The sequence below is a fragment of the Occallatibacter gabretensis genome (assembly GCF_001449115.1).
Classification (GTDB): Bacteria; Acidobacteriota; Terriglobia; order Terriglobales; family Acidobacteriaceae; genus Telmatobacter; species Telmatobacter gabretensis.
The window spans coordinates 106,127-131,907 of sequence record NZ_LAIJ01000001.1 but is presented as its reverse complement, the minus strand read 5'-3'; the positions used below and the strand labels follow the sequence as shown (position 1 = coordinate 131,907).

21 protein-coding genes are annotated in these 25,781 nt (G+C 58.7%); 10 read left to right on the top strand and 11 right to left on the bottom strand.

Features of this window, described 5'->3' with window-relative positions; genetic code table 11:
• Positions 1–349: 349 nt before the first annotated feature.
• Positions 350–1,591 carry a DEAD/DEAH box helicase gene (locus VO84_RS00530; protein WP_058185558.1) on the top strand — a complete coding sequence of 414 codons (1,242 nt, stop codon included), beginning with the start codon at positions 350–352 and terminating at the stop codon, positions 1,589–1,591.
• 300 nt (positions 1,592–1,891) lie between these two features.
• Here the strand turns inward: VO84_RS00530 and VO84_RS00525 are convergent, their stop codons facing one another.
• The 3 genes from VO84_RS00525 to VO84_RS00515 form a co-directional block, all read right to left on the bottom strand.
• Positions 1,892–2,488, bottom strand: coding sequence for a Spy/CpxP family protein refolding chaperone (locus VO84_RS00525; RefSeq protein ID WP_058185331.1), 597 nt, complete (start codon positions 2,486–2,488; stop codon positions 1,892–1,894).
• 143 nt (positions 2,489–2,631) lie between these two features.
• Entirely contained in the window at positions 2,632–3,039 is a 408-nt protein-coding gene (locus VO84_RS00520) for a hypothetical protein (protein WP_157439633.1), read from the bottom strand.
• A 20-nt stretch (positions 3,040–3,059) separates the two neighbouring features.
• Positions 3,060–3,635 carry an RNA polymerase sigma factor gene (locus VO84_RS00515; RefSeq protein ID WP_058185557.1) on the bottom strand — a complete coding sequence of 192 codons (576 nt, stop codon included), beginning with the start codon at positions 3,633–3,635 and terminating at the stop codon, positions 3,060–3,062.
• A 102-nt stretch (positions 3,636–3,737) separates the two neighbouring features.
• Between VO84_RS00515 and araD the strand changes: the two genes are divergently transcribed.
• Complete coding sequence (gene araD / locus VO84_RS00510; RefSeq protein WP_058185329.1) at positions 3,738–4,442, top strand: L-ribulose-5-phosphate 4-epimerase AraD; 705 nt, start codon at positions 3,738–3,740, stop codon at positions 4,440–4,442.
• Positions 4,443–4,646: 204 nt separating this feature from the next.
• Here araD and VO84_RS00505 read toward each other — a convergent pair whose 3' ends face one another.
• Entirely contained in the window at positions 4,647–5,039 is a 393-nt protein-coding gene (locus VO84_RS00505; protein ID WP_058185328.1) for a DoxX family membrane protein, read from the bottom strand.
• A gap of 11 nt (positions 5,040–5,050) precedes the next feature.
• On the bottom strand, positions 5,051–5,677 hold the full coding sequence (locus VO84_RS00500; protein WP_058185327.1) for an FMN-dependent NADH-azoreductase: 627 nt from the start codon (positions 5,675–5,677) through the stop codon (positions 5,051–5,053).
• Positions 5,678–5,791: 114 nt separating this feature from the next.
• On the opposite strand from VO84_RS00500, the gene VO84_RS00495 reads away from it, so the two are divergent.
• The 3 genes from VO84_RS00495 (at position 5,792) to VO84_RS00485 (ending at position 11,471) form a co-directional block, all read left to right on the top strand.
• Positions 5,792–6,376, top strand: coding sequence for a TetR/AcrR family transcriptional regulator (locus VO84_RS00495; RefSeq protein ID WP_058185326.1), 585 nt, complete (start codon positions 5,792–5,794; stop codon positions 6,374–6,376).
• A 684-nt stretch (positions 6,377–7,060) separates the two neighbouring features.
• Positions 7,061–10,042 carry an ATP-binding protein gene (locus VO84_RS00490; protein WP_058185325.1) on the top strand — a complete coding sequence of 994 codons (2,982 nt, stop codon included), beginning with the start codon at positions 7,061–7,063 and terminating at the stop codon, positions 10,040–10,042.
• The gene (locus VO84_RS00485) at positions 10,035–11,471 is read left to right on the top strand and encodes a sigma-54-dependent transcriptional regulator (RefSeq protein WP_058185324.1); all 1,437 of its coding nucleotides are present in this window, start codon (positions 10,035–10,037) and stop codon (positions 11,469–11,471) included. Before VO84_RS00490 ends, VO84_RS00485 begins: the two co-directional genes overlap by 8 nt.
• 38 nt (positions 11,472–11,509) lie before the next feature.
• Here the strand turns inward: VO84_RS00485 and otsB are convergent, their stop codons facing one another.
• Positions 11,510–12,379, bottom strand: a complete 870-nt coding sequence (gene otsB / locus VO84_RS00480; protein ID WP_058185323.1) for a trehalose-phosphatase — start codon at positions 12,377–12,379, stop codon at positions 11,510–11,512.
• Positions 12,380–12,404: 25 nt separating this feature from the next.
• Positions 12,405–14,738, bottom strand: a complete 2,334-nt coding sequence (locus VO84_RS00475) for an alpha,alpha-trehalose-phosphate synthase (UDP-forming) (protein WP_058185322.1) — start codon at positions 14,736–14,738, stop codon at positions 12,405–12,407.
• 192 nt (positions 14,739–14,930) lie between these two features.
• Between VO84_RS00475 and VO84_RS00470 the strand changes: the two genes are divergently transcribed.
• From VO84_RS00470 to VO84_RS00450, 5 genes are all read left to right on the top strand, one after another.
• Positions 14,931–15,701, top strand: a complete 771-nt coding sequence (locus VO84_RS00470; RefSeq protein ID WP_058185321.1) for an MlaE family ABC transporter permease — start codon at positions 14,931–14,933, stop codon at positions 15,699–15,701.
• Positions 15,701–16,534 carry an ABC transporter ATP-binding protein gene (locus VO84_RS00465; RefSeq protein ID WP_058185320.1) on the top strand — a complete coding sequence of 278 codons (834 nt, stop codon included), beginning with the start codon at positions 15,701–15,703 and terminating at the stop codon, positions 16,532–16,534. The genes VO84_RS00470 and VO84_RS00465 overlap by 1 nt, the downstream gene beginning before the upstream one ends.
• A 5-nt stretch (positions 16,535–16,539) precedes the next feature.
• The gene (locus VO84_RS00460; RefSeq protein WP_058185319.1) at positions 16,540–17,718 is read left to right on the top strand and encodes an acyl-CoA dehydrogenase family protein; all 1,179 of its coding nucleotides are present in this window, start codon (positions 16,540–16,542) and stop codon (positions 17,716–17,718) included.
• Between the two features lie 68 nt (positions 17,719–17,786).
• Positions 17,787–19,214 (top strand): zinc dependent phospholipase C family protein, encoded by a 1,428-nt coding sequence (locus VO84_RS00455; protein ID WP_058185318.1) that lies wholly within the window; start codon positions 17,787–17,789, stop codon positions 19,212–19,214.
• Between the two features lie 79 nt (positions 19,215–19,293).
• The gene (locus VO84_RS00450) at positions 19,294–20,619 is read left to right on the top strand and encodes a metal-dependent hydrolase family protein (protein ID WP_058185317.1); all 1,326 of its coding nucleotides are present in this window, start codon (positions 19,294–19,296) and stop codon (positions 20,617–20,619) included.
• 1 nt (position 20,620) lies between these two features.
• Here the strand turns inward: VO84_RS00450 and VO84_RS00445 are convergent, their stop codons facing one another.
• The 4 genes from VO84_RS00445 to VO84_RS00430 all read right to left on the bottom strand — a co-directional run bounded on the left by VO84_RS00445 (position 20,621) and on the right by VO84_RS00430 (position 25,781).
• Positions 20,621–20,833, bottom strand: coding sequence for a hypothetical protein (locus tag VO84_RS00445; protein WP_058185316.1), 213 nt, complete (start codon positions 20,831–20,833; stop codon positions 20,621–20,623).
• A 46-nt stretch (positions 20,834–20,879) separates the two neighbouring features.
• Positions 20,880–22,043, bottom strand: coding sequence for an aminofutalosine synthase MqnE (mqnE, locus tag VO84_RS00440; RefSeq protein WP_058185315.1), 1,164 nt, complete (start codon positions 22,041–22,043; stop codon positions 20,880–20,882).
• Between the two features lie 436 nt (positions 22,044–22,479).
• Complete coding sequence (locus VO84_RS00435) at positions 22,480–24,126, bottom strand: OmpA family protein (RefSeq protein WP_082661569.1); 1,647 nt, start codon at positions 24,124–24,126, stop codon at positions 22,480–22,482.
• Between the two features lie 194 nt (positions 24,127–24,320).
• The gene (locus tag VO84_RS00430; RefSeq protein WP_157439671.1) at positions 24,321–25,781 is read right to left on the bottom strand and encodes a UbiA family prenyltransferase; all 1,461 of its coding nucleotides are present in this window, start codon (positions 25,779–25,781) and stop codon (positions 24,321–24,323) included.

The following is a 25,781-nucleotide window of genomic DNA, read 5'->3' as shown; positions in this document are numbered from 1 at the left end:
CCCCCAGGCCCTCAGCGTGATGGTCCATTGAAGTCAAGGTTCTTCCTCCTTGTAGGACTGACCGGACCAGACTGCAACGCTACAGCGTTTCGCAGTCCAAGACGCGATATGTGTGGCAAATCTTGAATCGGCGTTAAATCGGCGCTTCCCCTGGGTTTCCTGCATAATTTTGGCAATTTCCCGCCAAGCGCAAGCATTCTTCGCGCAGCAGACGGGACACTAGCGACTGCATCAGCCGCAGCGGATCCATGGATGACTTCGGAATCAATCCGGAGAACAGGATTTCCCGGTCAGGATGCAGAACAGGAATACATTGAAACTCTTTACAGAACTTCCCCTTTCGCAGGCAATGCAGAATCAGCTTGTCCGCTCCAACTTTACCCAGCTCACCCCGGTTCAGGCAGCCGCTCTTCCTCCAGCCTTGGAAGGACGCGACGTTCTCGCGACAGCGCAGACCGGAACGGGCAAAACGCTCAGCTTCCTGATCCCCCTCGCCGAGCGCATGGCGACGATGCCCAAGGAAACTAAGGCACTCATCATGCTGCCCACGCGCGAGCTGGCCATGCAGGTGCTCGAAGCCTGGCGCAGCCTCACGAATAACCAGGGCAGGGTTGCCCTCGTCTGCGGCGGACTCGCAGAAGCTCCGCAGTTGAAAGCCATTCGTATGGGAGCCCGCTTGATCGTCGCCACTCCAGGCCGCCTCGAAGATTATCTTTCGCGCCGCCTCGTCAATCTCGGTGACGTGAAGATGCTGGTGCTCGACGAAGTGGATCGCATGTTGGACATGGGCTTTAAGCCCGCCATCAAGCGGATCGCCGGTGTCTTGTCGTCGGATCGGCAGACCCTCTGCTACTCCGCCACCCTGAGCCCAGCCATCCGTGAAGTGGCCGCTCTTTACCTCAATAATCCGGTGCGCGTCGAAATCTCCTCGGAACTGAAGCCTTCACCCAACGTGAAGCTCCAGACCTTCGAGGTGCCCACGGACAAAAAGCAGGAGCTGCTCGAGCATCTTCTCGAAACCAACAACGGCAGCTTCATGGTTTTTGTTCGCACCAAGCATGGAGCGGATAAGGTATCCAACCGCCTCTCCCGCGCGGGCTTCGCAGCAGCTCCCATTCATGGGGACCGCTCGCAGTCACAGCGCAGTTCCGCCCTCCGCGGTTTTGCTGAAGGCCGCCATCGCGTGCTCGTAGCAACAGACGTTGTGGCGCGCGGCATTGATGTCGCTGACGTCGCTCATGTCGTCAACTACGACATGCCCCGTGAGGCCGAAGACTTCGTCCATCGCGTAGGCCGCACAGGCCGCGCTTCCAGCTTGGGAGTTGCCTCTACCTTCGCCGCTCCCGACGAGTCCAAGGCACTCCGCAAGATGGAGCGCACGCTCTCCATCGCCCCCACCAAGTACCGGGTACACGCCATGCTGGCGGGATCAGGATCAGGACCGCGGATTGAGGACGCCCCCGAATCATCCGTGGCCACCAAACCCGCTCGCCCATCCCAGCCATCTCGCCCTTCGCGGCCTTACCAGCCCTTCGGAAAGAACAGAAACTCCCGCGGCGGAAGGCCAGTTGCACGCCGCCACAACGGATAACTTCACCAAACACAGCGGGCAGGCTCATTCCGAGCCTGCCCGCTTTTTTTGCGCACAGCGATTTCCAAATTTCCGCAAAGACTGCGATCAAATTCGCCGCGCCCTCAACCCACCGCGACCAGAATGGCGCGAAACGCAATCGCCTGGACTGCCAGTCCAAAGAAATCGGCGGCGCGAGGATCGCTCCTCCGCGCCGCCAGCGGTTCTTGCTTCAAACCGTAAGATTGCTCTCTGCTATACGGTCTGACGAATTCATTTTTTACGCGGTTACATCTCCAACAATAAAAATTTCGATCAGAGTTACTCTTGCGGAGGCGTCGGTGGCGCACCCTGGGGTCCGCCCTGCGGAGGCCCGTCATGATGCCGCGACATTCCCGGCGCTCCACTCTGCTGGTGGAACTGCGCCATCCGCTCCGCCCGCAACTCCTGCAGATTTTTCCACTGCTCCGGCGTCAGCTTCGCGCGAATCGCCAGAAGAAAGCGCGCATTCCCCTTTTCCAGCTCCGCCCTCGCCTGTGCAACCCGGTCAATCTGCTCCAGAATCTGTGACTCGTTTGGCTGGTCTTCCTTCATCATCGGTTGCAGCGCCAGTTCCGATTTCTCCAGGTTCGCGTGCAGGTCAACTAACGTTGTCATGTGCTGCTGCAATACCTGGTCCATGCCCTTGCGCTGGTCATCCGTCAGCTTCAGCTTCGTAACAAGGTCAGGATTGTTCCAGAACTTTCCCTGCGGTGATCCCATCGGTCCCAGTGCCCGCTCCATCGGAGGCCGATGGCCTCCAAAACCAGGCCCAAAACCCTGGCCGTCAGGACTACCCGGCGCCTGCGCCACTGCCGCCACTCCAGCCAGCGTCAGCGCTGCAACCGTCATTGTCCGTGCCAAGCTTGCCTTCATCATTGCCAATCTCCTGGACTCCATAACCGAGTTCAAAATCGCTTACCTTCCCCGAAAACACCCCATGCCAATTTTTCGCGATACACATATATCCATGCACATCAGCATTATGCAGAACAAAACCTAATGAAAACCATCAACACTTACTACTGTTTGATCTCTCCCGCGTCCACCAGCCCGGTCAGCGGATCCATAGCTGCCGGAACCTGTCGCGCCACGTCGGAATCCACATGCAGCAGCAGCGCGTCCTCATCCAAAGCCGCATTCTGAGCCGCCAGCTTCCGCTGCGCTTCCTGCTCTGCGGCCACCTTCGCCTGTTCGCGAGCCGTTTCCACTCGGCGTCCATGCTCATACACCCCGGCAGAACCCGCGCCCAGCACCAGAACGCAGCCCATCGCCCAACCAGCAGCCATACGCCAAACCGCCGTCCGCATCGGAGCCTTCACCGTTCGCGGCCTGCTCAACTCCGCCTCGCTCCACGCGCGCATGCTCAGCTTGAAGTCCCGAAGAGCTGAATCCAGCTCGGCATCGGCATTCAGCATTTCCTCGCGCATTTTGTTTCTCTCGTCCGCCATCATCGTCTCCCTCCCAGCTCAGCCCGCACCCGGCTCACAGCCCTTGAAAGATGTGCCTTCACCGTGCCGTCACTCAGCCCCGTTGAGGCCGCTATATCGGCAATCTCCATCTCTTCCACGTACCGTAGCAGAAACACCGTTCGCTGCCTGCCGCTCAGCCGCTCTACCGCATGCCACACGTGCTTCACTCGCTCACGCGCCAGCAGTTGCTGCTCCGGAGAACTCTCCCCGCTCGGCAACCAGTCGCTCGCCTCGTCCGCGTCCACCGAGTTCGTCCGCGTCTGCCGCCAGAACTGCATCCGCCGGTTCCGCCAGTGGTCCTTCAGCACGTTAATGGCGATTCGCATCAGCCAGGTCAGCGCAGTCGATTCCCCGCGAAAGCCCGCCCAGTTCCGGTGCGCCTTCAGGAAGCACTCCTGCGTCAGCGTCTCCGCCAGGTCCACATCCCGCGTACTTGACAGCAGGAACCTGTAAATCTGCACACGGTAATTCGTCGCCACAACAGCAAAATCCTGTGTGGCAATCGTCCCTGCCGCGGCCGGCGTAATCGGTTCCAATATAGTTCCAGCAGCCATTACTCTGTCAGACGGGTTCAACCCTTGCAAGTTTACAGCCATTCTGCGTATCTCGGCACAGTCTCTAGTCCCTTGCCCCTCACCCCTAGTAAACTTTTCCCCATGCTCCTCTCATCCCTACGCGACGAAGTCCTCCACGCCAACCAGGAAATCTCCCGCCGCGGCCTCGCCCCGCACACCTGGGGCAACGCCAGCGGAATCGACCGCTCCGGTTCCGACTCTCTCGTCGTCATCAAGCCCAGCGGCGTCGATTACGCCACCCTCCGCCCGGAGAACCTCGTCATCACAGACCTGCAGGGCAAAATCGTGGAAGGCACGCTCCGTCCTTCCAGCGACCTCGCCACCCATCTTCTTCTCTATCGCGAATTCCCCACCATCGGCGGCATTATCCACACTCACTCGGAGTTCGCTACCTCATGGGCGCAGGCCTGTCGCCCCATCCCCTGCCTCGGCACCACCCACGCCGACTACTTCCACGGCCCCATCCCCTGCACTGACGAGCTCACCGCCGAAGAAACCGCCGCAGGCTACGAGCTCAACACCGGCGCTGTCATCGTCCGCTACTTCCGTCAGCACAATCTCAATCCCCTCGAGATTCCCGGCGTCCTCTGCGCCGGCCACGCTCCATTCGCGTGGGGCAAATCCGCCGCCGCCGCTCTTGAAAACGCCGATGTTATGGAGTACATCGCTCGCCTCGCCTTCCGCTCGACGCTCCTCGGAGCCCCCGAATCCGGCCTGGCCACGCACGTCCACGAGCTTCACTTCAACCGCAAGCACGGCCCCAAAGCCACCTACGGCCAGCGATAAAGTATGCGCCAGCAGCGCCTCTCGTCTACTCAGCAACCACGATGGGTGCCCCATCCGTGCGCAGTTTCATCGCGCACGGATGGGATAGCACATAAGCCAGCTCTTGTGTCTTTCCATGGCGATCCGAAAAGTCAACGGGAAGGCATTGCGCCTTCCCGCAGGTAACCGAGGTCCCGATTTCGGGACCTCGGATAGCACGCCAACTTATCCCTGCGCCGCAGGCTTCGCCGCCAGAATCCCCCTGAAGCTCTCGCGGTACTGCAAAAACACCAGCACCCACAACACGCACGCCACCAGTCCGGGAGCGATGCCCGGCGAAAGCGTCAGGTGGAAAGCAAGAATGTTATACAGCTCCGCTGCAAGCAGAGTCAGAGCCAGGGGCACAAAGAAGCCCGAAATCAGCAGCAGCCCGCCAATCAATTGCACCGCAAAGAAGAACGACGCAAAATGCGAGGTGCTGACGGCCGTAAAAAACTGTATCACCAGCGGATTTGTCGGCGGCGGTCCCTGGGGAATGAAATTGAAAAATCCATTCAGGCCAAAGACCGTAAACATCAGTCCCAGCAGATAGCGCGCAATCACAGAAACAATCTTCATCTTCGTCTCCTTTAAATCGCCTGCGCATACGTTTGCACAATCTCAAGGTGCGGCGCAAGAAATGCATCGCGGTCCTGGCCATAATTCAGCGCCATCGTTCCACCTGCCGTGAGAAAGGTCGCATCCGTCACTCCCAGAAAGCCAAAGAGCGATCGCAAATACGGTTCCACAAAGTTCAATGACGCCATTTGCGTACCCGCGTCGTAATTACCGCCGGTTGCCAGGATGAACGTTGCCTTCTTGCCTGTAATCAGGCCCTTCGGTATTCCGCCTTCATAGGAAAATGTCTTGCCCGCGCGCACAATCTGGTCAATCCAGAGCTTCAACGTCGAAGGCACAGAAAAGTTATGCATCGGCACGCCGAAGACGTACTCATCAGCCTGCTCCAGCTCGGCGAGTAATGAATCCGAAAGCGAAAGCAGTTCCTTCTGTTGCGGAGCGCGCGCCTCTTCCGGCGTGTAGACTGCACCCACCCATTCCCCGGTGATAGGTGGGATCGGGGTAGCGTTGAGATCGCGGTCGACGACCGTTCCACCAGGGTGAGAAGCCTTCCATTGGGCGACGAACGCACTGGTTAGCTGGCGCGAGACAGACCTGTCATAAAGCGGACTGGAATCGACGTGAAGAAGCGTAGACATAAGCAAAATCCTCCAATACAACAAATGATGTTTATGCAACATTTGTCGATTCAAATAAATCAACAACTGTCGCAAAAGCATCTATTGCTGTAGAAGGCGATATGCTTGAGTGCAATGACCGACACACTTCAATCCGGCGACATAGCGGAAGCCACGGACCCCCGTGTCCTCCGCAGCCGCAGTATGTTGATGGAGTCGTTGTCCAGGTTATTGACTCGCAAAGAGCTCAACGACATCTCCATCCAGGAGATCGCTGATGAAGCTGGCCTCAACCGGGGCACCTTCTATCTGCATTACCCGGACAAAAACGCGCTGCTACAGGCCATGACAGCCGCACGCTTCCGCAGCCTTATCACGCGCCGCGGACTTACTTTTACAGATTGCGACAATGCCCTGCGCGCCATATCCCTCGGGGTTCTGGATTACCTCGCCGACACAGCGGGTTGTCCATCTCAATTAACCAAGCTGCCCCTCGAAGGTTCCATCATCCCCGCCGTGGAGGACATATTCCGGGAAGGTGCGGCCCACCATGAGGCCCGTCCCGGAACCGACGTCGAGCTCCTTGCAGCCGCCGCAGCCTGGGCCATCTTCGGAGCCGCCAGCCGCTGGTACCAGACTCCCGATCGCATTCCAGCCGAGGAAATGGCCGCAAAGATAGAAGCCTTGGTAAAGCCGATCTTCCTCGCCGCTTCCATCTAATTATTGCCGCTTGGCCTTCCTTCAAGCGTGTCACCCTGAGCGAACACGGCCCCAGACGCTTTCTTCAGTCTGGGGGCGGTGAGTCGAGGAATCTTCCGTGTGTCTTCTCTCTACCGACCCCTTGTGGAAAACTTGTCAAGCCCTTCTTGAAAAACTATTTTCTAAATCATTGATTCTAAACATCAAAAAACTTCGTCCACTTTGCACATAATTTCCTGCCCTTTTGCGACAATAGATATAGAGCAGAAAAACGGAACGGCATGGCTTCAGGTCATGCCGTTTTCTTCTTCCTCAAAATCCTTACCCGGAGACTTCCCATGAGCAACAACTTCACGCCTTGCAATTCCGTAACACCACTCCCAAAACCAACCGCTGCATAAGCCACCCACCCACCCCCCTCCCCCATCCCCCCTGCACCAGCTTCGGTGCAAAGCACGCAAATTAACCGTAAAGGTCCTAATTTTTATACTGAAATTCCATTTTTGGTATTATATATACCATTTTTTGTATTTCCTGTTGACCTTTTCCCGCATCCGAGCAAAACTATCCGGCCGCCCAAACGTCCTTAACTTGCGTAGTCTCATCAAATTGGGGTCTACTGGAAAGTCCTGGCAGCCACTCGGCCTCGTGGCATACAACGTGCTTCCACTCTTAGTCACACCTTTGTAAGCTCAGCACTTCACCATGGAGACCAATCTTTCCAATCGTTTGCAAGCCATGCTTCTGGCCGTCTTCACGGCCGGGCTGGTCCTGCTGGCGGTCTGGAACTTCCGGCAGGAGGGCGTCTGGGCGCAGCCCGATGACGGCGTCTGGTGGGGTGAGGCGCCAGGCAGTTCCGGCCTCATCGCCCAGCGTGTGCTCCCCGGCAGTCCAGGCGCGCGCGCCGGACTCAAGCAGAATGACCTGCTGACCGCCATCAGCACTGCTCCCGTAACAAACATCGAAGAGCTCGAGCAGTTCTCATCGAATCCAACCGCTCCAAGGAACGCGTCGTCTGCGCCTGTCACCCGGCTGAGCGACATCGAGAGTGCTTTCTACCGGGTTGGCCCCTTCGGAAGTCTGCACTACTTCATCACCCGGGATGGCTACCGGCTCGAAACGCCATTGCTCGTCATTCCCGAGCCTGCCGACCGCAGCCTCTCGCAGGCCGAGCGCGTCATCGGCCTCATCTATCTCGCCATCGGGCTTTACGTTCTCTTTCGCCGCTGGACCGCGCCGCGGGCCATGCACTTCTATCTCTTCTGCCTGGTCTCTTTCGCGCTCTACGCCCTCAAGTACACCGGCAAGTTCGACACTCTCGACTGGAGTGTCTACTGGGGTAATCACGTCGCGGAAGCCCTTCAGCCTGCGCTCTTCCTCCACTTCGCGCTCAGCTTCGCCGCCTCAAACAGTCCGGACGAGCGTCTCCGCAACTCCGACCGCCGCTGGATTCTCCCGCTCATCTACGCGCCCGGAACTGCCGTCCTCGCCCTATGGATCTGGGCCATCGCCCGCTGGCAGGCCACCGGTCTGCTCGCGCATCGCCTGGATCAGGTCAGTTACGCATACCTCAGCCTCTTCTATCTCCTGGCAGCCACGCAGTTTATCTGGAGCTATCGCAAGGCCAACACGCCGCTCCTCCGCCAGCAGCTCAAGTGGCTCACCCGCGGCACGCTCCTCGCCGTGCTCCCCTTCACGCTGCTCTTCGCAGTTCCCTTCCTGCTCGATCTCAGGATGCCGGTCCTTGTCACGCGTCTCGCCGGCCTCTCGCTCGTCTTTCTTCCGCTCACCTTCAGCTGGGCCATCGTCCGTTATCGCCTCATGGATACGGACCTCATCTTCAAGCGCGGCGTAGCTTACACGCTCGCCACCGGCGTCAGCCTCGGCGCATATTTTGGAGTCATCGCCCTCGTCGCCGGCCTCGCGCACAATCAGCTTCCAGCCGCCGTCCGTGGCTACGGCGAAGGCATTGCCATCGTTCTCGTCCTCGCCTGCTTTGAGCCGCTCAAGCGCCGCATTCAGGGATGGGTCGATCGCATCTTCGACCAGAACCGCTACGACTATCGTAAGGCCCTCATCGAATTCGGCCGCGGCTTGAGCTCGGAAACCGACCTTAACGCGCTGCTCGCCTCCATTGTCGAACAGCTTCCGCGCACCCTTCTCGTCTCACGCGTCGCCATCTTCCTCCACTGCGGCCCGGACCCCAGTCAGAGTCAGCTCTGCCTCGCCGCCAGTCACGGCCTCCCAAAAGAGGCAAATACAGCCCGCGAGCCCGGACGCCTCGCTCTCGGCTTCCTCAACTTCGACCGCAGCCAGCACACCCACATCTTTCTCGAAAATGCGCAGCATGCTCTTCACCTGCCGGAGGATGAGCGTCGCGCCGCCGCACTCCTTGACCTCAACTACTATCTCCCGTGCCGCGTTCAGGACGGATCCGGATCGCAAACCGGCGCCACCACGCGTTCCATCGCCGTCATCGGCCTCGGCCGCACCCTCGATGGCGACTTTCTCTCTTCAGAAGACGTGGAACTGCTCGAATCCCTCGCCAGCTACATCGGCATCGCTCTCCAGAACGCCAGCCTCTACACGCGCCTCGAAGCCAAGATCGTCGAATTCGAACGCCTCAAGGAATTCAACGAAAACATCGTCGAATCCATCAACGTCGGCATCCTCGCCATCGATCTCGAAGACCGCATCGAAAGCTGGAACGCGCAGATGGAGGCCATGTACGCGCTCAGCCGCGCCGAAGCCCTTGGCCGTCCGATCCACGAAGTCTTCCCCGCCGAATTCATTGAGGCCCTCAGCGCCTTCCGCAATGAGAGCGGCGTCCATCATCTCTACAAGTTCCGCCTGACGACCCGCGCTGAAGAACAACTCACTGTAAACATCGCCATCGCGCCGCTCATGTCGCGCGACTTCGTCTCCGTTGGCCGCATCATCCTCGTCGATGACATCACCGAGCGCATTTCGCTCGAAACGCAGCTCACGCAGGCCGACAAGCTCAGCTCCATCGGCCTTCTCGCCGCCGGCGTCGCGCATGAAATCAACACCCCGCTCGCCGTCATCTCCAGTTATGCGCAGATGCTCGCCAAGCAACTCAAAGGCGATGAGCGCCTCAGCCCGGTGCTTGAGAAAATCACGCAGCAAAGCTTCCGCGCCGCGGAGATCGCCAACGGCCTGCTGAATTTCTCCCGCACCTCCACCACAGAGATGCGCGCCACCAATCTCAACGCCGTCATCCGCGACACGCTCTCGCTCCTTGAGCACCAGTTCAAGACCGCGCAGATCGATGTCGATCTCGAACTCGTCGATGAACTCCCCGAAATCCAGGGCAACGCCGGAAAGCTGCAGCAGGTCTTCCTCAACCTGCTCCTCAACGCGCGTGACGCCATGCCCGGCGGTGGACGCCTGCGCGTCGCTACGCTCGTCAACGGCCACGTGGAAGCGGTCGTTTCAGATTCCGGCTCAGGTATTTCGCCCGATCATCTCAAGCGTATCTACGATCCTTTCTTCACCACCAAAACCATCCCCAGAGCCGACGGCAAGCGCGGCACCGGTCTCGGCCTCAGCGTCTCCTACGGCATCATTCAGGAGCACGCGGGAAAAATTCACGTCGAGAGCGCGATGGGCTCCGGCACAACCTTTCATCTCGAGTTCCCCTTATTAAGGAAATCTATCCATGCCTGAGGTCGACCTATCGTTCAATACATCCACTGCAGCGCCTACTGGCACCTCCACGGCCCGCATCCTTGTCATCGACGATGAAGCCGCCATCCGCGATTCGCTCGAAGTGCTCCTCACCCTTGAGGGCTACAACGTCAAGATGGCCTCCGACGGCGACCAGGGACTGCGCATTCTCGAGCTCGACAACTTCGATCTCATCCTCCTCGATCTGGCGCTTCCCGGCCGCACCGGCCTCGAGCTGCTTCCGCTCATCAAGGAGCGGCAGCCGGAAACGCCCGTCATCATGATCACCGCCTACGGCACCGTGGACAATGTCGTTGAAGCCATTCGCGCCGGCGCGGAAAACTTCGTCCAGAAGCCATGGGACAACGAGAAGCTCCTCGCCGACATTCGCTCCGCCGTAGCGCGCCGCCGCGCCGAGGAAGAAAACCTCCAGCTCAAGCGCACCCTCAAGCAGCGCTATAACTTCAGCAACATAGTCGGCAAAAGCGACGCCATGCTGCGCATCTTTGATCTTGTAGCGCAGATCGCTCCCTCGCGCTCCACTGTGCTCATTCAGGGCGAGAGCGGCACCGGCAAGGAGCTAATCGCCAAGGCTATTCACGCCAACTCGCCGCGCCGTGATAAGCCTTTTGTGCCCATTAACACCGGCGCCATGCCTTCGGAGCTGCTCGAATCCACCCTCTTCGGCCACGTCAAGGGCGCATTTACCTCCGCCGTCGCTTCCAAGAAAGGCCTCTTTGAAGTCGCCAACGGCGGAACGCTCTTCCTCGACGAAATCGCCACCATGGGCTTTGACACGCAGGCTAAGATCCTTCGTGCCCTGCAGGACAAGCGCTTCATGCACCTCGGCGGCATCCAGGAAATTCAGGTCGACGTCCGCATCATTACCGCCACCAATGTCGATCTGCGCCAGGCCGTGCGCGAAGGCAAATTTCGGGAAGACCTCTATTACCGCCTCAACGTCATTACCGTGGATCTGCCGCCACTGCGCGCCCGCCGCGAGGACATTCCTCCGCTCGTGCAGCACTTCCTTGATCTCTATTCAAATGAAAACGGCTTTCCCCTACGCAGGCTTTCGTCGGACGCCATGCGTGCACTCATTGATTACGAGTGGCCCGGCAATGTCCGCGAGCTTGAAAACGCGATCGAGCGCGGCGTCGTTCTCTCCTCGAACCAGCTCATCGGCTCGGAACTGCTTCCAGGCCACATCACAGGCCGCAGTTTCCAGGATGCGCTCCTTGAGCACAACCCCAACGCCTCGCTCTTCGACATCCTAGAAGACATCGAGCGCCGCATCATCGTTGAAAAGCTGGAGCGCTGCAACTGGAATCAGACCGATGCCGCCGAGCAGTTCCGCATTCCGCTCTCCACGCTCAACCAGAAGATCAAGCGCCTCAACATCGAAATCCGTAAACGTATCCGCGAGTAGCCGCGCGTCCCGCCACCACTAACGCCGCCTGATCAACTCTAACTCGCCTGCTCCAGTTCCTCTTCATCGCCCCACTCTGCAGGCGCGCTCCGCGCGTTGGATAGCTTCGGCGCGGCCTTCCACCACCGCTTCAGAAACCCCCTTAACTCGCTCGGCGGCCGCAGCCATACCTCGGCCGATGTCTCCCGCTTCGCTGGCTTAACCAGCACACTCAGATGCGGCGCGTCAGTCTCATTCACCGCGCGAAACGCGGTCTCGTCTGTGTAATCGTCGCCCAGGTAGGTAATCGGGGTTCCCGCAGGCATCTCCGCTGCAAGCGCACGCACCGCGTCGCCCTTATTTCGTCCCGCTCGCAGCTCCAGCCCCGATTCAAACTCCAGCAGATTCAGCCCCGGGCGCGCTGCCAGTGGCTCAAACATCTCCCGCGTGCGCTGCTCAATAAACTTCGCTGTGCGCGCTGAAGCCCCACGCCAGTGCATCACCGCCGCATTAGGCTTATCTTCAAACTCGCCGCCCAGGTTGTGGTGCCGCAGATACTCACGCACCTGATCCAGCGTCCGCCGTGTCTCAGGCGCCGGCTCATCGATCTCGCGTCTCCCGTCCGGATGCAGCCGCTCTGCTCCATGCAGTCCCCAGACTTCCACAGGCTGCTCCACCACCGGCGGATAACCGCGCAGCAGCAACGAAATCTCGCACGCAGGACGCCCCGTGATGACCACAATCCGCGTCTGCCTTTCAGCCTGGATGCGCCCCAGAGCCTCACGTACTCCCTTGAACGGCTTTGCCTTGGAGCGGTCTACGCGGAAGGGCGCAAGCGTTCCATCATAGTCAAGCAGAAGCAGCGGAACGTGATTGCTCGCAAAGCTTGCGAAGAACTGATCCAGTTTCGATAACGTTTCGTTCGTCATAAAATTCCTCTACCCACTCCTCTATCTATGCGCTCTTGCGGCGCGGCTCATCGCGTACGCGCACAACAATGGGCTCATGCTTCAACCCGCTGGCGGGCTCTGCGTTTTCAATGTGCAGCTCGCGCAAGTCTCCCAGTACAGACGCGGCCCAGCGATAGACGTTGTGCTCCATCACATGACGTCTCATGCGGACCATGCGCTGCCGGCGCTCCATATGCTCCATCTCCAGGCCGCGATGCATCGCCTCGGCTACGCCGTCAATGTCATACGGATTCACAATCAGCGCATCGCGCAACTCCACCGCCGCACCGGTAAATTTGCTCAGTATCAGTACACCGTCCTCATCCCCGCGCGCCGCAATATATTCCTTCGCCACCAGGTTCATGCCGTCATGCAGAGAGGTCACAAGACATAAATCCGCCACGCGATACCACTGCGACACCTCTTCATGGCTGCACTGCCGCGCCATCAGAACCACCGGTTTCCAGTTCTGCGTGCCAAAGCGCGAATTGATCTCCGCCACGCGCGACTCCACCTGGTGGGTCAACTCGATATAGCTCGGAATTCGCGTGCGGCTCGGCGCGGCGATCTGCACCATCGTCACGCGCTCCCGGTGCCATGGATGCTCTTCCAGCAGCCGCTCAAACGCCATCAGCCGCTCGACAATGCCCTTGGTGTAATCCATGCGGTCCACACCGAGAATCACGCGCTCCGCCTGCGTGCCTAAAGGCCGCAACAGTTCATCGAGCGTTGGACTTGCAGTAACCCGGTCGCTGTTGGATCCATCAAACGCCACGCTGATCGGATACGCGCGCACCGTAGTCACGTGGCCTCCGCGTCGTGCCGTCATATGTTCGCGGTCCGTACGCGATTCCAGCACCCGGTCCACAGTATCCAGAAAATTATTGCAGTGCAGCGGAATATGAAACCCGATCAGATCTGCGCCCAGCAATCCGTCGATCAAATCTGCCTGCCACGGGCAAATACCGAACGCCTCCGGATTTGGCCACGGAATATGCCAGAAAATCGCCACGCGCGCATCGGGACGCGCATTCTTGATCATTCGCGGCAACAGCGCAAAGTGATAATCCTGCACAAAAACGAACGGAGCTTCGCTGCCTTCCATCTCATGCAGCAGTGCATCGGCAAATTTGCGATTTACCTCCTGGTACGCCTCCCAGTCTGCCGCGCGAAAGATAGGCCGCGTATGCGCAATATGGCAGAGCGGCCAGAGCCCCTCATTCGCAAAACCATCGTAATAGTGCGATTCTTCCTCCGGCGTCAGCCACACGCGGCGCAGTGTATAACGCGGGTCGTCCGGCGGAACCCGCAGCCGGTCAAACTCATCCACCGTCGCGCGATCTTCGCTGCCGCTGCCCGATGCCACCCACACGCCGTCGCAGGCGCGAAGAACCGGCTCAATCGCCGTCACCAGTCCGCTCGGCGGAACCACGCACACAGTCTCCTTGCCCTGGCGAACATGCATATACGGCTCGCGATTGGAGACCGCGAAGATGCGGCCCACATCTTTTCCAGTGCCGCCACGCTGCCGCACATGCGCCGTTAGCCGTTCCGCGGTCCACAAGCTCTCGCCCGCGTCACGCAGCCGTGCTTCTGTGGCGGCAGCGGCCCGCGCCTCAATCAGGCTTTCCGTGATTGTCTCCATCTCACGCGCCAGCGGCGTAAATAAGCTCATCTCTCTTCCATGAGTGCGCTCATCGGCTCCCGCGTGTCCAAGACGCAAACGACGGAGTCGTTCCGCCAGCTGCTTTGCCGGGCGCATCAGGAACCAGCTCACCATCAGCGCCGTTATGCCCACAATCAAAACCACCGACACTGCAATCCGCCAGAAAGTGTGGCGCCACACCATGGCGTTTTCCGCGCGAATCGCATTCGCATCCTGCATGACCACCAGCGCACCGGCAATATTTCCATTCACATGGAGTGGCACTGCCTCCTCCAGCCAGTCAAAGCTTCCTGTATGGCTAAACTGAGCTGAATTGGTCCCACGCTTCAGAGTGGACTGGATCGGACCGGGATGGATTGCATAAAGAACCGACGCCGGACCGGAGGCAGCCAGCAGCTTTCCCTGCGCATCGTAAAGCGCAACCGCGACTGCTCCGTCATGCCGGCCAAACAACGGAGTGTAATAAGAAGGACTTTGCTCCGATCCCTGCGCAGTGGCTAAAGCCTGCTCAAACGAAGGCTGTAGGACTTCACCAAACGAGGATGCACGTCGCTCCAGCTCCAGACGAAGGATATGTTTATGTGCCAGCACTTCAAAATAAGTTGAAGCCAGCGAAACCACAGTGACGCAAACCACAAGGGAAAGGATCAACTGTAAACGAAAAGACCGCATTCCAACCCTCCGGAATAAATAGAAGAAAACAACAATAATGAGCCGGTCTGGGTCGGACACACCGGCAGCCTTCTCTGGTTAGATGCGCCAATCGCTCCTCCTGCTGTCTAGGCAGAGAAGCCACGCAAAATCAGTGCACTGGAGCAATTAGGTTCCTGCGGTAGCCCACTAATGCGCTATTCTGTCGTCTGAATGGCAATCGAATCCATCGATAGAGCAGCCAAAGAATTTGTCCTCTCCCTGCAGGAATATTTCCTGTTCGCCACGCGCGCTGCGCTGAATCTCTTCAGTTCACCCATTTATTGGTCTGACATCATCGTTCAGTGCGACATCATTGGGGTCGGATCTGTCCTCATCGTCGTCTTCGCAGGCTTTTTCACCGGCGGCGTGCTGGCCATCCAGTCCTCAGCTACGCTTGAGCAGTTCGGCGCCACAGCCGTCACCGGTCAGTTCGTCGCCATGTCCATGATTCGCGAACTCGGCCCGGTCCTTACCGGCATCATGGTCTCCGGCCGCAACGCCTCGTCCATGGCCAGCGAACTCGGCTCCATGGTCGTAACGGAGCAGATTGACGCCATGCGTGCCCTCGGCGTCGACCCCATGCGAAAACTGGCCACGCCGCGCGTCGTCGCCTGCACCGTCATGCTCTTCTTTCTCACCATCGTTGCGGACTTCTGCGGCATCCTCGGCGGCGCAGCCGTTACCGTCTTCATGAACGACCAGAACGGCACCCAGTACTTCTCCATGGCTTACCAGCACCTGCACTTCCGCGACATTCTGCAGGGCCTTGCCAAGCCGCTCTTCTTCGGTTTCATCATTGCCACCATCGGCTGCTTTTATGGCATGAGGACAACCGGCGGTACGCAGGGTGTCGGCCAGTCCACCATCAAGGCCGTGGTCTTTGCCTCCGTTCTCATCATCTTCGTGGACCTGCTTGTCAGCATCGTTCTGGTCAGCTTCTGATGAATGCGCCGCTCGCATCTCCCGTCGAATCCGCGCCCGAAGCCATTGGGCCAGTTCTCGAGTTTCGCGATATAACGGTCTCCTTTGACGGGCCACCGGTCCTCAAGAACATCAGCTTTTCCGTCGCTCCCGGCGAAACGCGCATTCTTCTCGGCCCGGCGGGCGTCGGCAAAAGCGTACTGCTCAAAACTGCCAATGGCCTCGTCCAGCCTGACTCCGGCACCGTGGCCATCCTCGGCGAGACCATCACCGGCCTGCCGGAACACAAGCTCATCCCCATGCGCGCACGTACCGGTATGGTCTTTCAGGAGGGCGCGCTCTTTGATTCGCTCACCGTCCGCGACAATGTCGCCTACCAGCTTGTTCAGGAGCGGACCCCGGACGAGGAAATCGACGAGCGCGTTCACGTCGCGCTGCGCTTCGTCGGCCTCGAACAAACCTTTTCCCTCTTTCCCTCCAGCCTGTCCGGCGGAATGCGCCGCCGCGTTGCCATCGCGCGCGCGCTGATTCACTATCCCGAGCTGCTGCTTTATGATTCGCCCACCGGCGGCCTCGACCCCGTCACTTCCACTACGATCATTGAGCTGATCGTCAAGCAGCGCGATGTTTACAAAACACCGTCGCTGCTGGTGACGCATCGCCTGCAGGATGCGTTTACCATGTGCACGCACCGCTTCGACGAGGAAAAAAACGTAATGGTCCCGCTCCCCGAGGGCGAAACGCATACAAGCACTACCTTCCTCATGCTCAATGAAGGAGGGCTGATCTTCGATGGCTCGCTGCATGAGCTGGTGCATAGTGAAAATGAATTTGTACGCGAATTTCTGGAGTAAGAACGATGGGTTTCAAGTTTCAGAATGTGGATTTTCTTCATCTCGACGCTGGCTTCAGTGAAGATGAACTGCTCGTCCGCAAGACAGCACGGGGCTTTGTCGATGACAACCTCGTCCCGATCATCGAAGAGTGCTTCCGCGAAGGCCGATTCCCGCGCGAGTTGATCCCAACGATGGGCGAACTCGGCTTCTTCGGCGCAAATCTCGAAGGCTATGGATGCGCCGGCATGTCGAATGTGGAATATGGCCTCGTCATGCAGGAGCTCGAACGGGGCGACTCCGGCTTCCGCAGCTTCGTCAGCGTGCAATCAGCGCTGGTAATGTATCCCATCTATACCTTCGGTTCGGACGAACAGAAAAATACCTGGCTCCCCGCGCTCGCCAAGGGCGAAAAGCTCGGCTGCTTCGGCCTGACCGAGCCCGGCTTTGGCTCTAATCCCGGCGGCATGACCACCACAGCGCGCAAATCGGGCGACGGTTACATCCTGAACGGCGAAAAGATGTGGATTACCTCCGGCTCCATCGCCGACGTCGCCGTCATCTGGGCCAAAGTCGAAAACGAGGATAATCGCGTACGCGGCTTCCTCGTTGAAACAGACCGCCCCGGCTTTTCCGCCAAAGATGTCCACGGCAAATGGTCCCTCCGCGCCTCCATCACAAGCGGCCTCTCGCTCGTAGACGTGCATATTCCGGCCAGCAATCTTCTTCCTGGCACTGGCGGTCTCAAGAGCCCACTGATGTGTCTCAACCAGGCCCGCTACGGCATCAGCTGGGGAGCCATCGGCGCAGCCATGGACTGCTACTCGACCGCGCTGCAATACGCCCAGACCAGGAAACAATTTCACAACCAGCCCATCGCCAGCCACCAGCTTATCCAGGAGAAGCTCGTCTGGATGATCAGTGAAATCTCCAAGGCGCAACTCCTCAGCCTCCACGTGGGCCGCCTCAAGGACGCAGGCAAAGTCGGCCATGAACACATCTCGCTGGCCAAGCGTAATAATGTCTGGATGGCGCTTGAAACAGCCCGCATGGCCCGCGACATTCTCGGTGCAAACGGCATCACGGATGACTACCCCATCATGCGTCACAGCATGAATCTTGAATCCGTCAAGACCTACGAAGGCACGCACGACATCCACGCATTGATCCTCGGCCATAGCATTACAGGCATTGCAGCATACTAGGGTGACCAACGCATTGCGTTCCCGGATGCATCTATGCACACCAGGCAGTTGATACATGGGTACAAAACATGCGTCTGAAGCTGGGAATCCTGGACACTCTGCTGATACTCTCGCTGCTCCTTGCGGCCTGCCGCCCCGTCTTCGCCTACTCCCTCCTTACCCACGAGCAGCTCATCGACCTCGCCTGGAAAGATTCCATTGTCCCTCTGCTCCTCAGCCGCTATCCCGGCCTCTCACCCCAGCAGCTCGATCAGGCTCGTGCCTATGCCTATGGTGGCTGCGTCATCCAAGACATCGGCTACTACCCTTTCGGCGATGCATCCTTCTCCAACCTCACCCACTATGTGCGCTCCGGCGACTTCGTCGTCAGTCTCTTCCGCAACGCGCACAGCGCCAATGAGCTCGCCTTCGCCATTGGTGCGCTTTCACACTACGTCGGCGATTCGATCGGTCACTCCCAGGCCACCAATCTCGCCGTTCCCATTGAATTTCCCCAGCTCCGCGCCCGTTTCGGCCCTCAGGTCAACTATGCCGAAGGCAAGCATCAGCATGTGCAAACCGAATTCGCATTCGACATTAATGAAATTGCGCATCATCGTTTCGCGCCATTGCGTTACCTGCGCCACATCGGGCTTCAGGTTCCCATCAAACAGCTCGCGCTGGCCTACTATCAAACCTACGGCCTCACGGAAAACTTCTCCGCCACGCAAGGTCGCCGCTTCAACGTAAACGCCTATCGCTTCGCCACTCGTTCCTTCATCCCGCGCATCGCTTATGCGGTAACGCTTCTTCATCACAATAGCGAGCCTGCCGATCTCGATACACCTGAAGCCATCGAAATCCGCAAGCAGGTTGCCGAGGTAGACCTTGAGAATAACTGGCGGCTCTACCGCCGCAAAGCTGGCATCGGCACTTACACGCTCGCCGGCCTGCTCTTTATTCTTCCCAAGTTCGGCTCTCTCAAACTGGTCTCGGTCAAAGGCCCCAATGCAGATACCGAAGCTGACTACATGCGCAGCGTCAATTACTCTGAAACCACTCTTCGCCGCCTGTTGGCCCGCTTCACGCCACCCTCAAATTCAGGCTCCACATCAACCATCCAGCCTTCAGTTAATCTCGCCTCAGTCTCATCGCACGCGCAGAATTCCGCTCCGGCAATCGATGATCTGCGCTCTCATGACCCTCTCCACCCGCTACCCAACCGCGATCTCGACACCGGCCGGATCGTCGAGCCCGGTGGTTACCCTCTTACCGACTCAACCTATGCTGATTTGCTCCATCGCATCACCCTCCAACCCGATCAGCCCATTCCTCCAGATATCAAGCGAGACATCGAAGCCTACTACGCGAACCCCGGCCTGCCTATTACCACCAGGAACAACTCTGCTGCGTGGAATCAAGTACAGGCCGATCTGGCAACCCTCGCCAAAATGCCGACGAGCATAGAGCTTGAGCCGTATCCCACCTACGGTGATGATGCGGCGGCCAGCCAATAGCCGTCGCCGCTCGTCTCTCGCTCAGACAAGCGCAACTTCCCCATCGACAATTCGCCGCTGCCCCTGCATATTGGTATCCATGCAGAAACATTTGTCGTTCCTCCCATCGCATCCCGACATCGCTTTGCTCGCACTTAGCCTCGGTCTGGCCTTCGTTTCCTCAGCTTCGCATGCGCAAAAAACCACTGCGGCTCCGCCATCGCCCGTCGTCCTTCACGCCGCGCGCCTCCTTGAAGTCGACACCGGCAAAATCCTCGCCCCCGGCGAAGTTCTCGTCGAAGGCGAGCGTATCCGTGCTGTTGGCTCCTCGGTCGAGCATCCATCCGGCGCAAAGGTGATCGACCTCGGAGACACCACCCTCATGCCCGGCATGATCGACGCACACGTACACCTGTTCCTTCATCCCGGCGCAGAGGATCTTCAGACTGTAGTCGAATCCGTTCCCTGGCGCGTGATCCTTGCCGAGCAGGCCGCAAAGGCAGATCTTCTAGGGGGCTTTACGGCGGAGCGCGATATGGGAACCGAAGGCGCAGGGTCCGCGGACACGGCCGTCCGCAACGCGATCAACCGCGGCATCATTCCTGGCCCGCGCATGCGCATTAGTGGCAACGCAATCAGCGTGCTCGGCGGACATGAGGATGCGATCCACTTCAATCCCGCGGAACATATATCTTCGAACGCGGATTATGCGAATAACGCTCCGGAGCTTGTCACGACCATTCGACGCCAACTGAAGGAAGGCGCGGATTTCACCAAGATTTACGAGACCGGAGAAGATAGCTCACAGAACGGCGAGTTTCACTCGAATTATCAATACACACAGGCAGAGCTGGAAGCCGCCGTGGCGGAGACGGCGCGGGTTGGTACGCGCGTAGGCGTGCATTGCGAAGGCGAACCCGGCGCGCTTTACGCTGCCAAAGCTGGCGTTGCCTCCATTGACCATGCCGACCAGCTGAGCGAGCAGACCATGCAGTTAATGAAAGAGAAGCATATCTATGCCGTGCCAACGTTTGCCATTCAGGAATACTTTGCCGCTCATGCGGAAAGCGAGGAAGGCGCGCACAAGGAAAAGCTGCTGTTGAGCTATCACGCGGCTCAGTTCAAGAAACAGCTTGCGGCGGGAGTGCCATTCGCCGTCGGTTCTGACGTCGGCCCATTTCCTCATGGCACACAGGCTCGCGAGCTGGAGCTTATGGTCGAATACGGGATGAAGCCGTTAGCCGTACTACAGGCGGACATGATCAACGGTGCGAAGCTGCTCAACTGGGCGGGCCAGATCGGCGAGCTCAAGCCCGGGTACTATGCCGACGTCATCGCCGTTGAAGGTAATCCACTCGACGACATCAAGGCTGTCGAAAAAGTGCGCTTTGTGATGAAGAATGGAGTGGTAGCAAGACCGGAATAGCCTACTTCCTCGCCTTCGCGTCCACTTCTGTCCGGTGGGCTTCAATCTTTTCAAGAGTACGCCGGTAGCGATCAGGCTTCACTTCAGCCAGCGAGTCCTCAACGCCCCTGCGATAGCCACCCAGGAAGATGGAGTAGAGAATCGCCAGCGAACAGCCAATACCCCACAAGAAGCCGCAGGCGAGACCAATGAGTGCTGCCGAACCAAAGTTCATTGCAGGTGTACCTCTCTCGCCGAGATGAGCTCCCGCGAGGAATGAACTAAACCGCTACGACGAAGCTGTCTTCCGTACGCGTAACAGCGTGGTAGAGCGTGTCACGTTCCACGGGCACGCGGCCGGCCTCGGTAATCAGACGGCAAAGTTCCTTGCGGGTCATGCCTTGCGGCGTTGTCGCTCCGGCATCATGGTAGATCTTTTCCTCGATGACAGTGCCATCCAGATCATCCGCGCCGAAGCGAAGCGCGATCTGCGCGATTTTAGGTGTAAGCATCTGCCAGTACGCCTTGATGTGCGCAAAGTTGTCGAGCAGCAGGCGGCTTACGGCGATCTGGCGGATGTCGGTAAGGCCCGTCGTCACGGGCAGGTGATCCAAAGGCGTGTTTTCCGGATGGAATGCCAGCGGAATGAAGGTCTGGAAGCCGCCTGTCTCATCCTGCACTTCGCGGAGTTTGACCAGATGATCGACGCGATCTTCGTCGTTCTCGATATGGCCATAGAGCATGGTCGCATTGGAGCGGAAGCCGTGCTTGTGGGCCAGACGGGCTGTTTCCAGCCACTCTGAACCATCGATCTTGTGGTCACAGATGATAGAGCGGACGCGGGGAGCGAAGATCTCCGCGCCGCCGCCGGGCATAGAATCCACTCCAGCCTCGCGGAGCTTCACCAGCGTCTGGTCAATGGTGAGCTTGGCGCGGCGGGCCAGGAAGGCGATCTCGACCATCGTGAATGCCTTGATGTGAACCTTAGGAAAACGCTCTTTCAGGCCGCTAACCAGATCGAGAAAGTATTCGAACGGCAGATCGGGGTGCAGGCCGCCGACAATGTGGAACTCCGTGACAGCTTCCGAATAACCTGAAGCAGCGGTTTGCCAGGCCTCGTCGAGCGCCATTGTGTAGCCGGCGGGGTCGCCCTTTTTACGGCCAAAGGCGCAGAGCTTGCAGGCGGCAACGCAGACGTTGGTCGGATTGATATGGCGATTGACGTTGAAGTAGGTCACATCGCCGTGAAGCTTTTCGCGGACATAATTAGCCAGCCAGCCGACAGCGAGAACATCCTTTGAGCCATAGAGCGCAAGACCATCATCGAAGCTGAGGCGGTCGCCGGCAAAGACTTTGGCGGCGATGGGTTCAAGCTTGTGATCATACGTACGGAAAGAATGGGTACTTAAGGAATGCGGTTGGGCGGTCTGAGATTCCGTCTGCATAGCTTGATGATACCGAATTTTTGAATTGCGTGGAGTTATCCTGTGCAGGGCAGATCCCGAAGCTATGTTTCCTGTGGGGATTACGGTCAGTTCCACAGCTCCTGCAAAAATCTTTATGCGGTCTTCATTCCAGGACTGTGCAATCCAGATTTACAGAATTTCACTGTGCCAGTGAAAAGGGGTGGGGGAGGGGTCCCCTCCCCTCCCTTAACGACCACGGCCCGAATCCATGATGGATTCGGGCCGTCTTTTCTCTGCTGATTATGAGTGTTTCACAAACGGGCCTAATTCTACGCAAACTATCTGAAGAGAATTTTGCACGAAAGGACAAGGGACCAAAGTAACGTGCAGTCGATGAAGGCCAGAAGAGACAGCGCAAAAGAAACAGGCCGGAGCGTGAGCTCCAGCCTGTTTTGTTAACGCCTTGCGGCGGGTTTTACATTTTGGCTTTCTTATGGTGTTTTTCGGCGAGGGGAACGCGCTTGATGGGCTTGATTGCGGACTCGTCGACCGGCGTGGTGCCGTTGACGTCGGAGCCGAACGTTGCGCCTGCCGGCACAAGGTAGTTCTCCACCGCCTGGGAGTCCGACGTGCCCGTAGCCACGCTGATCCGCGAAGCATCGATACCCTTTTCTTCCACAAGGTATGCCTTCGTGTTCACAGCACGCTGCGCAGCAAAGTCAGCTTCCATCTTCGCGTGCTTGCCCTTCTTCGGCATGCCCTCCGCGGAAGACTTCTCGCCCACCACAACCGCCTTCGCGTCGCTCTGGCTCTGCAAGCTCAGCGCTACCTGATCCAGGCAGGCCTTCGCCTCATTGTCTACGCGCGTCGGACGCTTCATGTCCTTGGTGAACGTGATCGAGCACAGTGTCTGCGTGTGCGGCGTCGCAGGAACAACCGGCGCCTCGATCGTCAGGCTTGTCGTACCACTTGCCGTCTGACCCTTGTCATCCGCAGTGGAGCAGGTGATCGTTACAGGTCCCGTCGGCGCACCCGTTGAAGAGTACGACGCCGTCGTGCCAGAACCATTCACCGTGCCGGCTGATGCCGCATAGGTGTAGGTCAGGGGGCGGTTCTGCGGGCTCATGCCCGTTGCCGTCACCGTCGCCGAATCACCCGGCTTGATCGTCGTCGGAGTCACCGAGCAGCTTACCGTCGGAGGCTCGTACGCCTTCACCGCGAACGTCGCCGAGCAGCTCGCCGATTCCCACGGCTTGTCGCCCTTGCCTTCCTTCACTGCGCCGTTGACCGTGTACGTGCCTGGAGCAAGACCGGCTGTGGCTACCGTCGCCGTCTCACCGCTGCCCGTTACACCCTGACCCGTCCATGTGTAGGCCGGTGTCATCTTTGGAAGCACCGCGCCTGCCGTGCCTGTCACCGTCACAGGATCGCCAGGGAAGATCGCCGAGGGGCTCGCCGAGCAGGCCAGCGTGATCGGTGGAGGAGGCAGGATCGAGCCCACGTGATACACAAGGCCCGCGCTCGCACGTATCGAATCGATGTTCGCCCGGCCGCCGTACACTCCAGGGCCAAAGTTCACGTGCGTGTAGTTGTAATCCACCTGGAACAAACGGATGGCAAGATGATGGTTGAACAGCGGCGTCGCGTAATCCAGACCACCGCCCGCCGTGAGGCTGGCGCCCCACGTCCGCGGCTCATGCTCCGGACCGCCCACAAGCGCTCCGCCCACAAGACCGTGAATAAACGGCGTCACTTCTTCGCCCGGAAAACGGAAGATCAGACCGCCCTGGTAAAAGCTGAAATCATCGTTGTCCGAGTTCACGCTGAAATGATGCTGGCTCGTCTCACCCTGGATGCCAACATACTTGTTGAAGTACCGTGCCACGCTTGCGATCGCGCCCATGTCGATCGCCTTGTACTCCACATCCACCGTCGACTGACCACCCGGCTGCAACACCGTCACCGTGTCATGTGGCCCCAAATAACTGTAGCCCGCAAATATATCCCACCGCGACGGCGAATCCCCATACGACGGCGCCTTCGCCGCTCCCTGTCCGTTCAACGCATACGGCGCTAGAGAAAATAGCGCCACGCTTACTGCTTTGATGAGATATGAGCGCATGCTCTTTATCCTCCGGCAATTGAATTTGGTGGCCCGGCGCTCGAAGCCGCTCTAAGAACGCTCGTGCGGCGAGATCGAAACGCCGTATCCTTTAGCGGACCCCGTCATGGCAATACCACCCTACCATACGACGACAGAACTTGAGCATTTTTTTACGTTTACTGTCAATATCCACCTGATAAATCTGACAGGTATCAGAGCGCCGCAAGCACGGCAATGAGCACCACCGCAGCGCCGATGAGCAGGCTCATGCGGTCGGTTACGGCAAAGATGATGGGATCCTCATTCAGCTCGCCGCGGGAGGCCAGCAGCCATACGCGGCTGAGCCATAGCAGCATGAGAGGCGTTGCCAGCCAGAGACGGCCAGGATGATGGTACAGAATCGTGACATCACGTCCGCTGATGTACATGGCAAAGACCACCACGGCAGCGTAGGCGCTGGCCGTGCCGAAGCTGCGCAACTGCTCGATGTCCACGGAGAGATAACCTCGGCCGTGTGCAAATTTCGTTCCCCGCTCCAGGGCATTCCGCAGCTCGCTGAAGCGCTTGACCATTGCCAGGCTCAGGAACAGAAAGACGGAGAAGGCCGAGAGCCAGGGCGAGATGGGTACGTCCGTGGCTGCGCCACCAGCCAGCACACGAACCGTATACAGGCAGGAGAGCAAAATCACATCCACCAGCACAATGCGCTTGAGATAGAACGAATAGGCAAGCGTGGAAGCAATATAGAGCAGAAGCCAGAGCAGAAATGCCGAGGGAAGCAGAAACCGAGCGGCAAGGAGCGCAGCGGCAACAAACGCAATCGCGACGAATGCTCCCGTGAATGCGGACATATCTCCAGAGGCAAAAGCCCTGGCGCGCTTGCGTGGATGCCTTCGATCGGCATCGATATCCAGCATGTCATTGACGATGTAAGTGGCCGAGGCGCACAGGCTGAAGCAGAAAAAAGCGATGACAGCCGCGGCGATATGCGGGGCGGTCAGCGAGTGGGAGAGCAGAAAGGGCACAAGCACGAGCACGTTCTTTGCCCATTGATGGATCCGGATGGCACTGAGGAACGTTTTAAGAGCGCCCGCTCTGTCGTCAAACTCTCTCTCGATCACGATGCCACTGCGCCGAAGCCGCGAAGCAAGTCCACGGTCGGGATTGGCAATCATCGCCGAGCCAGCATGACGCAGCAGCGGAATATCCACGAAGGAGTTTCCGATGTAGTCGTAGCCTTCTTCACCAAAGCGGTTCCGCATGCCTTCCAGTTTGTTGCCGCCGGTGAGATTGGTCTTGCCATCGCTGGCCAGCACGCCGTCAAAAAAATCGAAATGAGCTGCGACGCGCTCCGCGGTCTCGCTGTCCGCGCCCGTGGCCAGATAAATCTTGCGGCCAGCGGCTTTCTGCTCCTTGAGATATGCAATCAGCGGACGGTTATATGGCAGGTGCGTCACATCGAGAGTGACCCGGGAAGCGACTTCTCGCTTGAGAGCCGCTTTGCCGCGCAGGGCCCACGCAGGGCTTTGAAGCGCCTGTAGAGGTCGTATACGCACCAGCAGCAGCAACGAATCAAGCAGCGTATCGCTCTTGACGAGTGTGCCGTCCAGGTCCACGCAAAGCGGTCGCGTGCCGATTCCCGAGGCCTGTTCAACACTCGTTGTCTGGAGCAT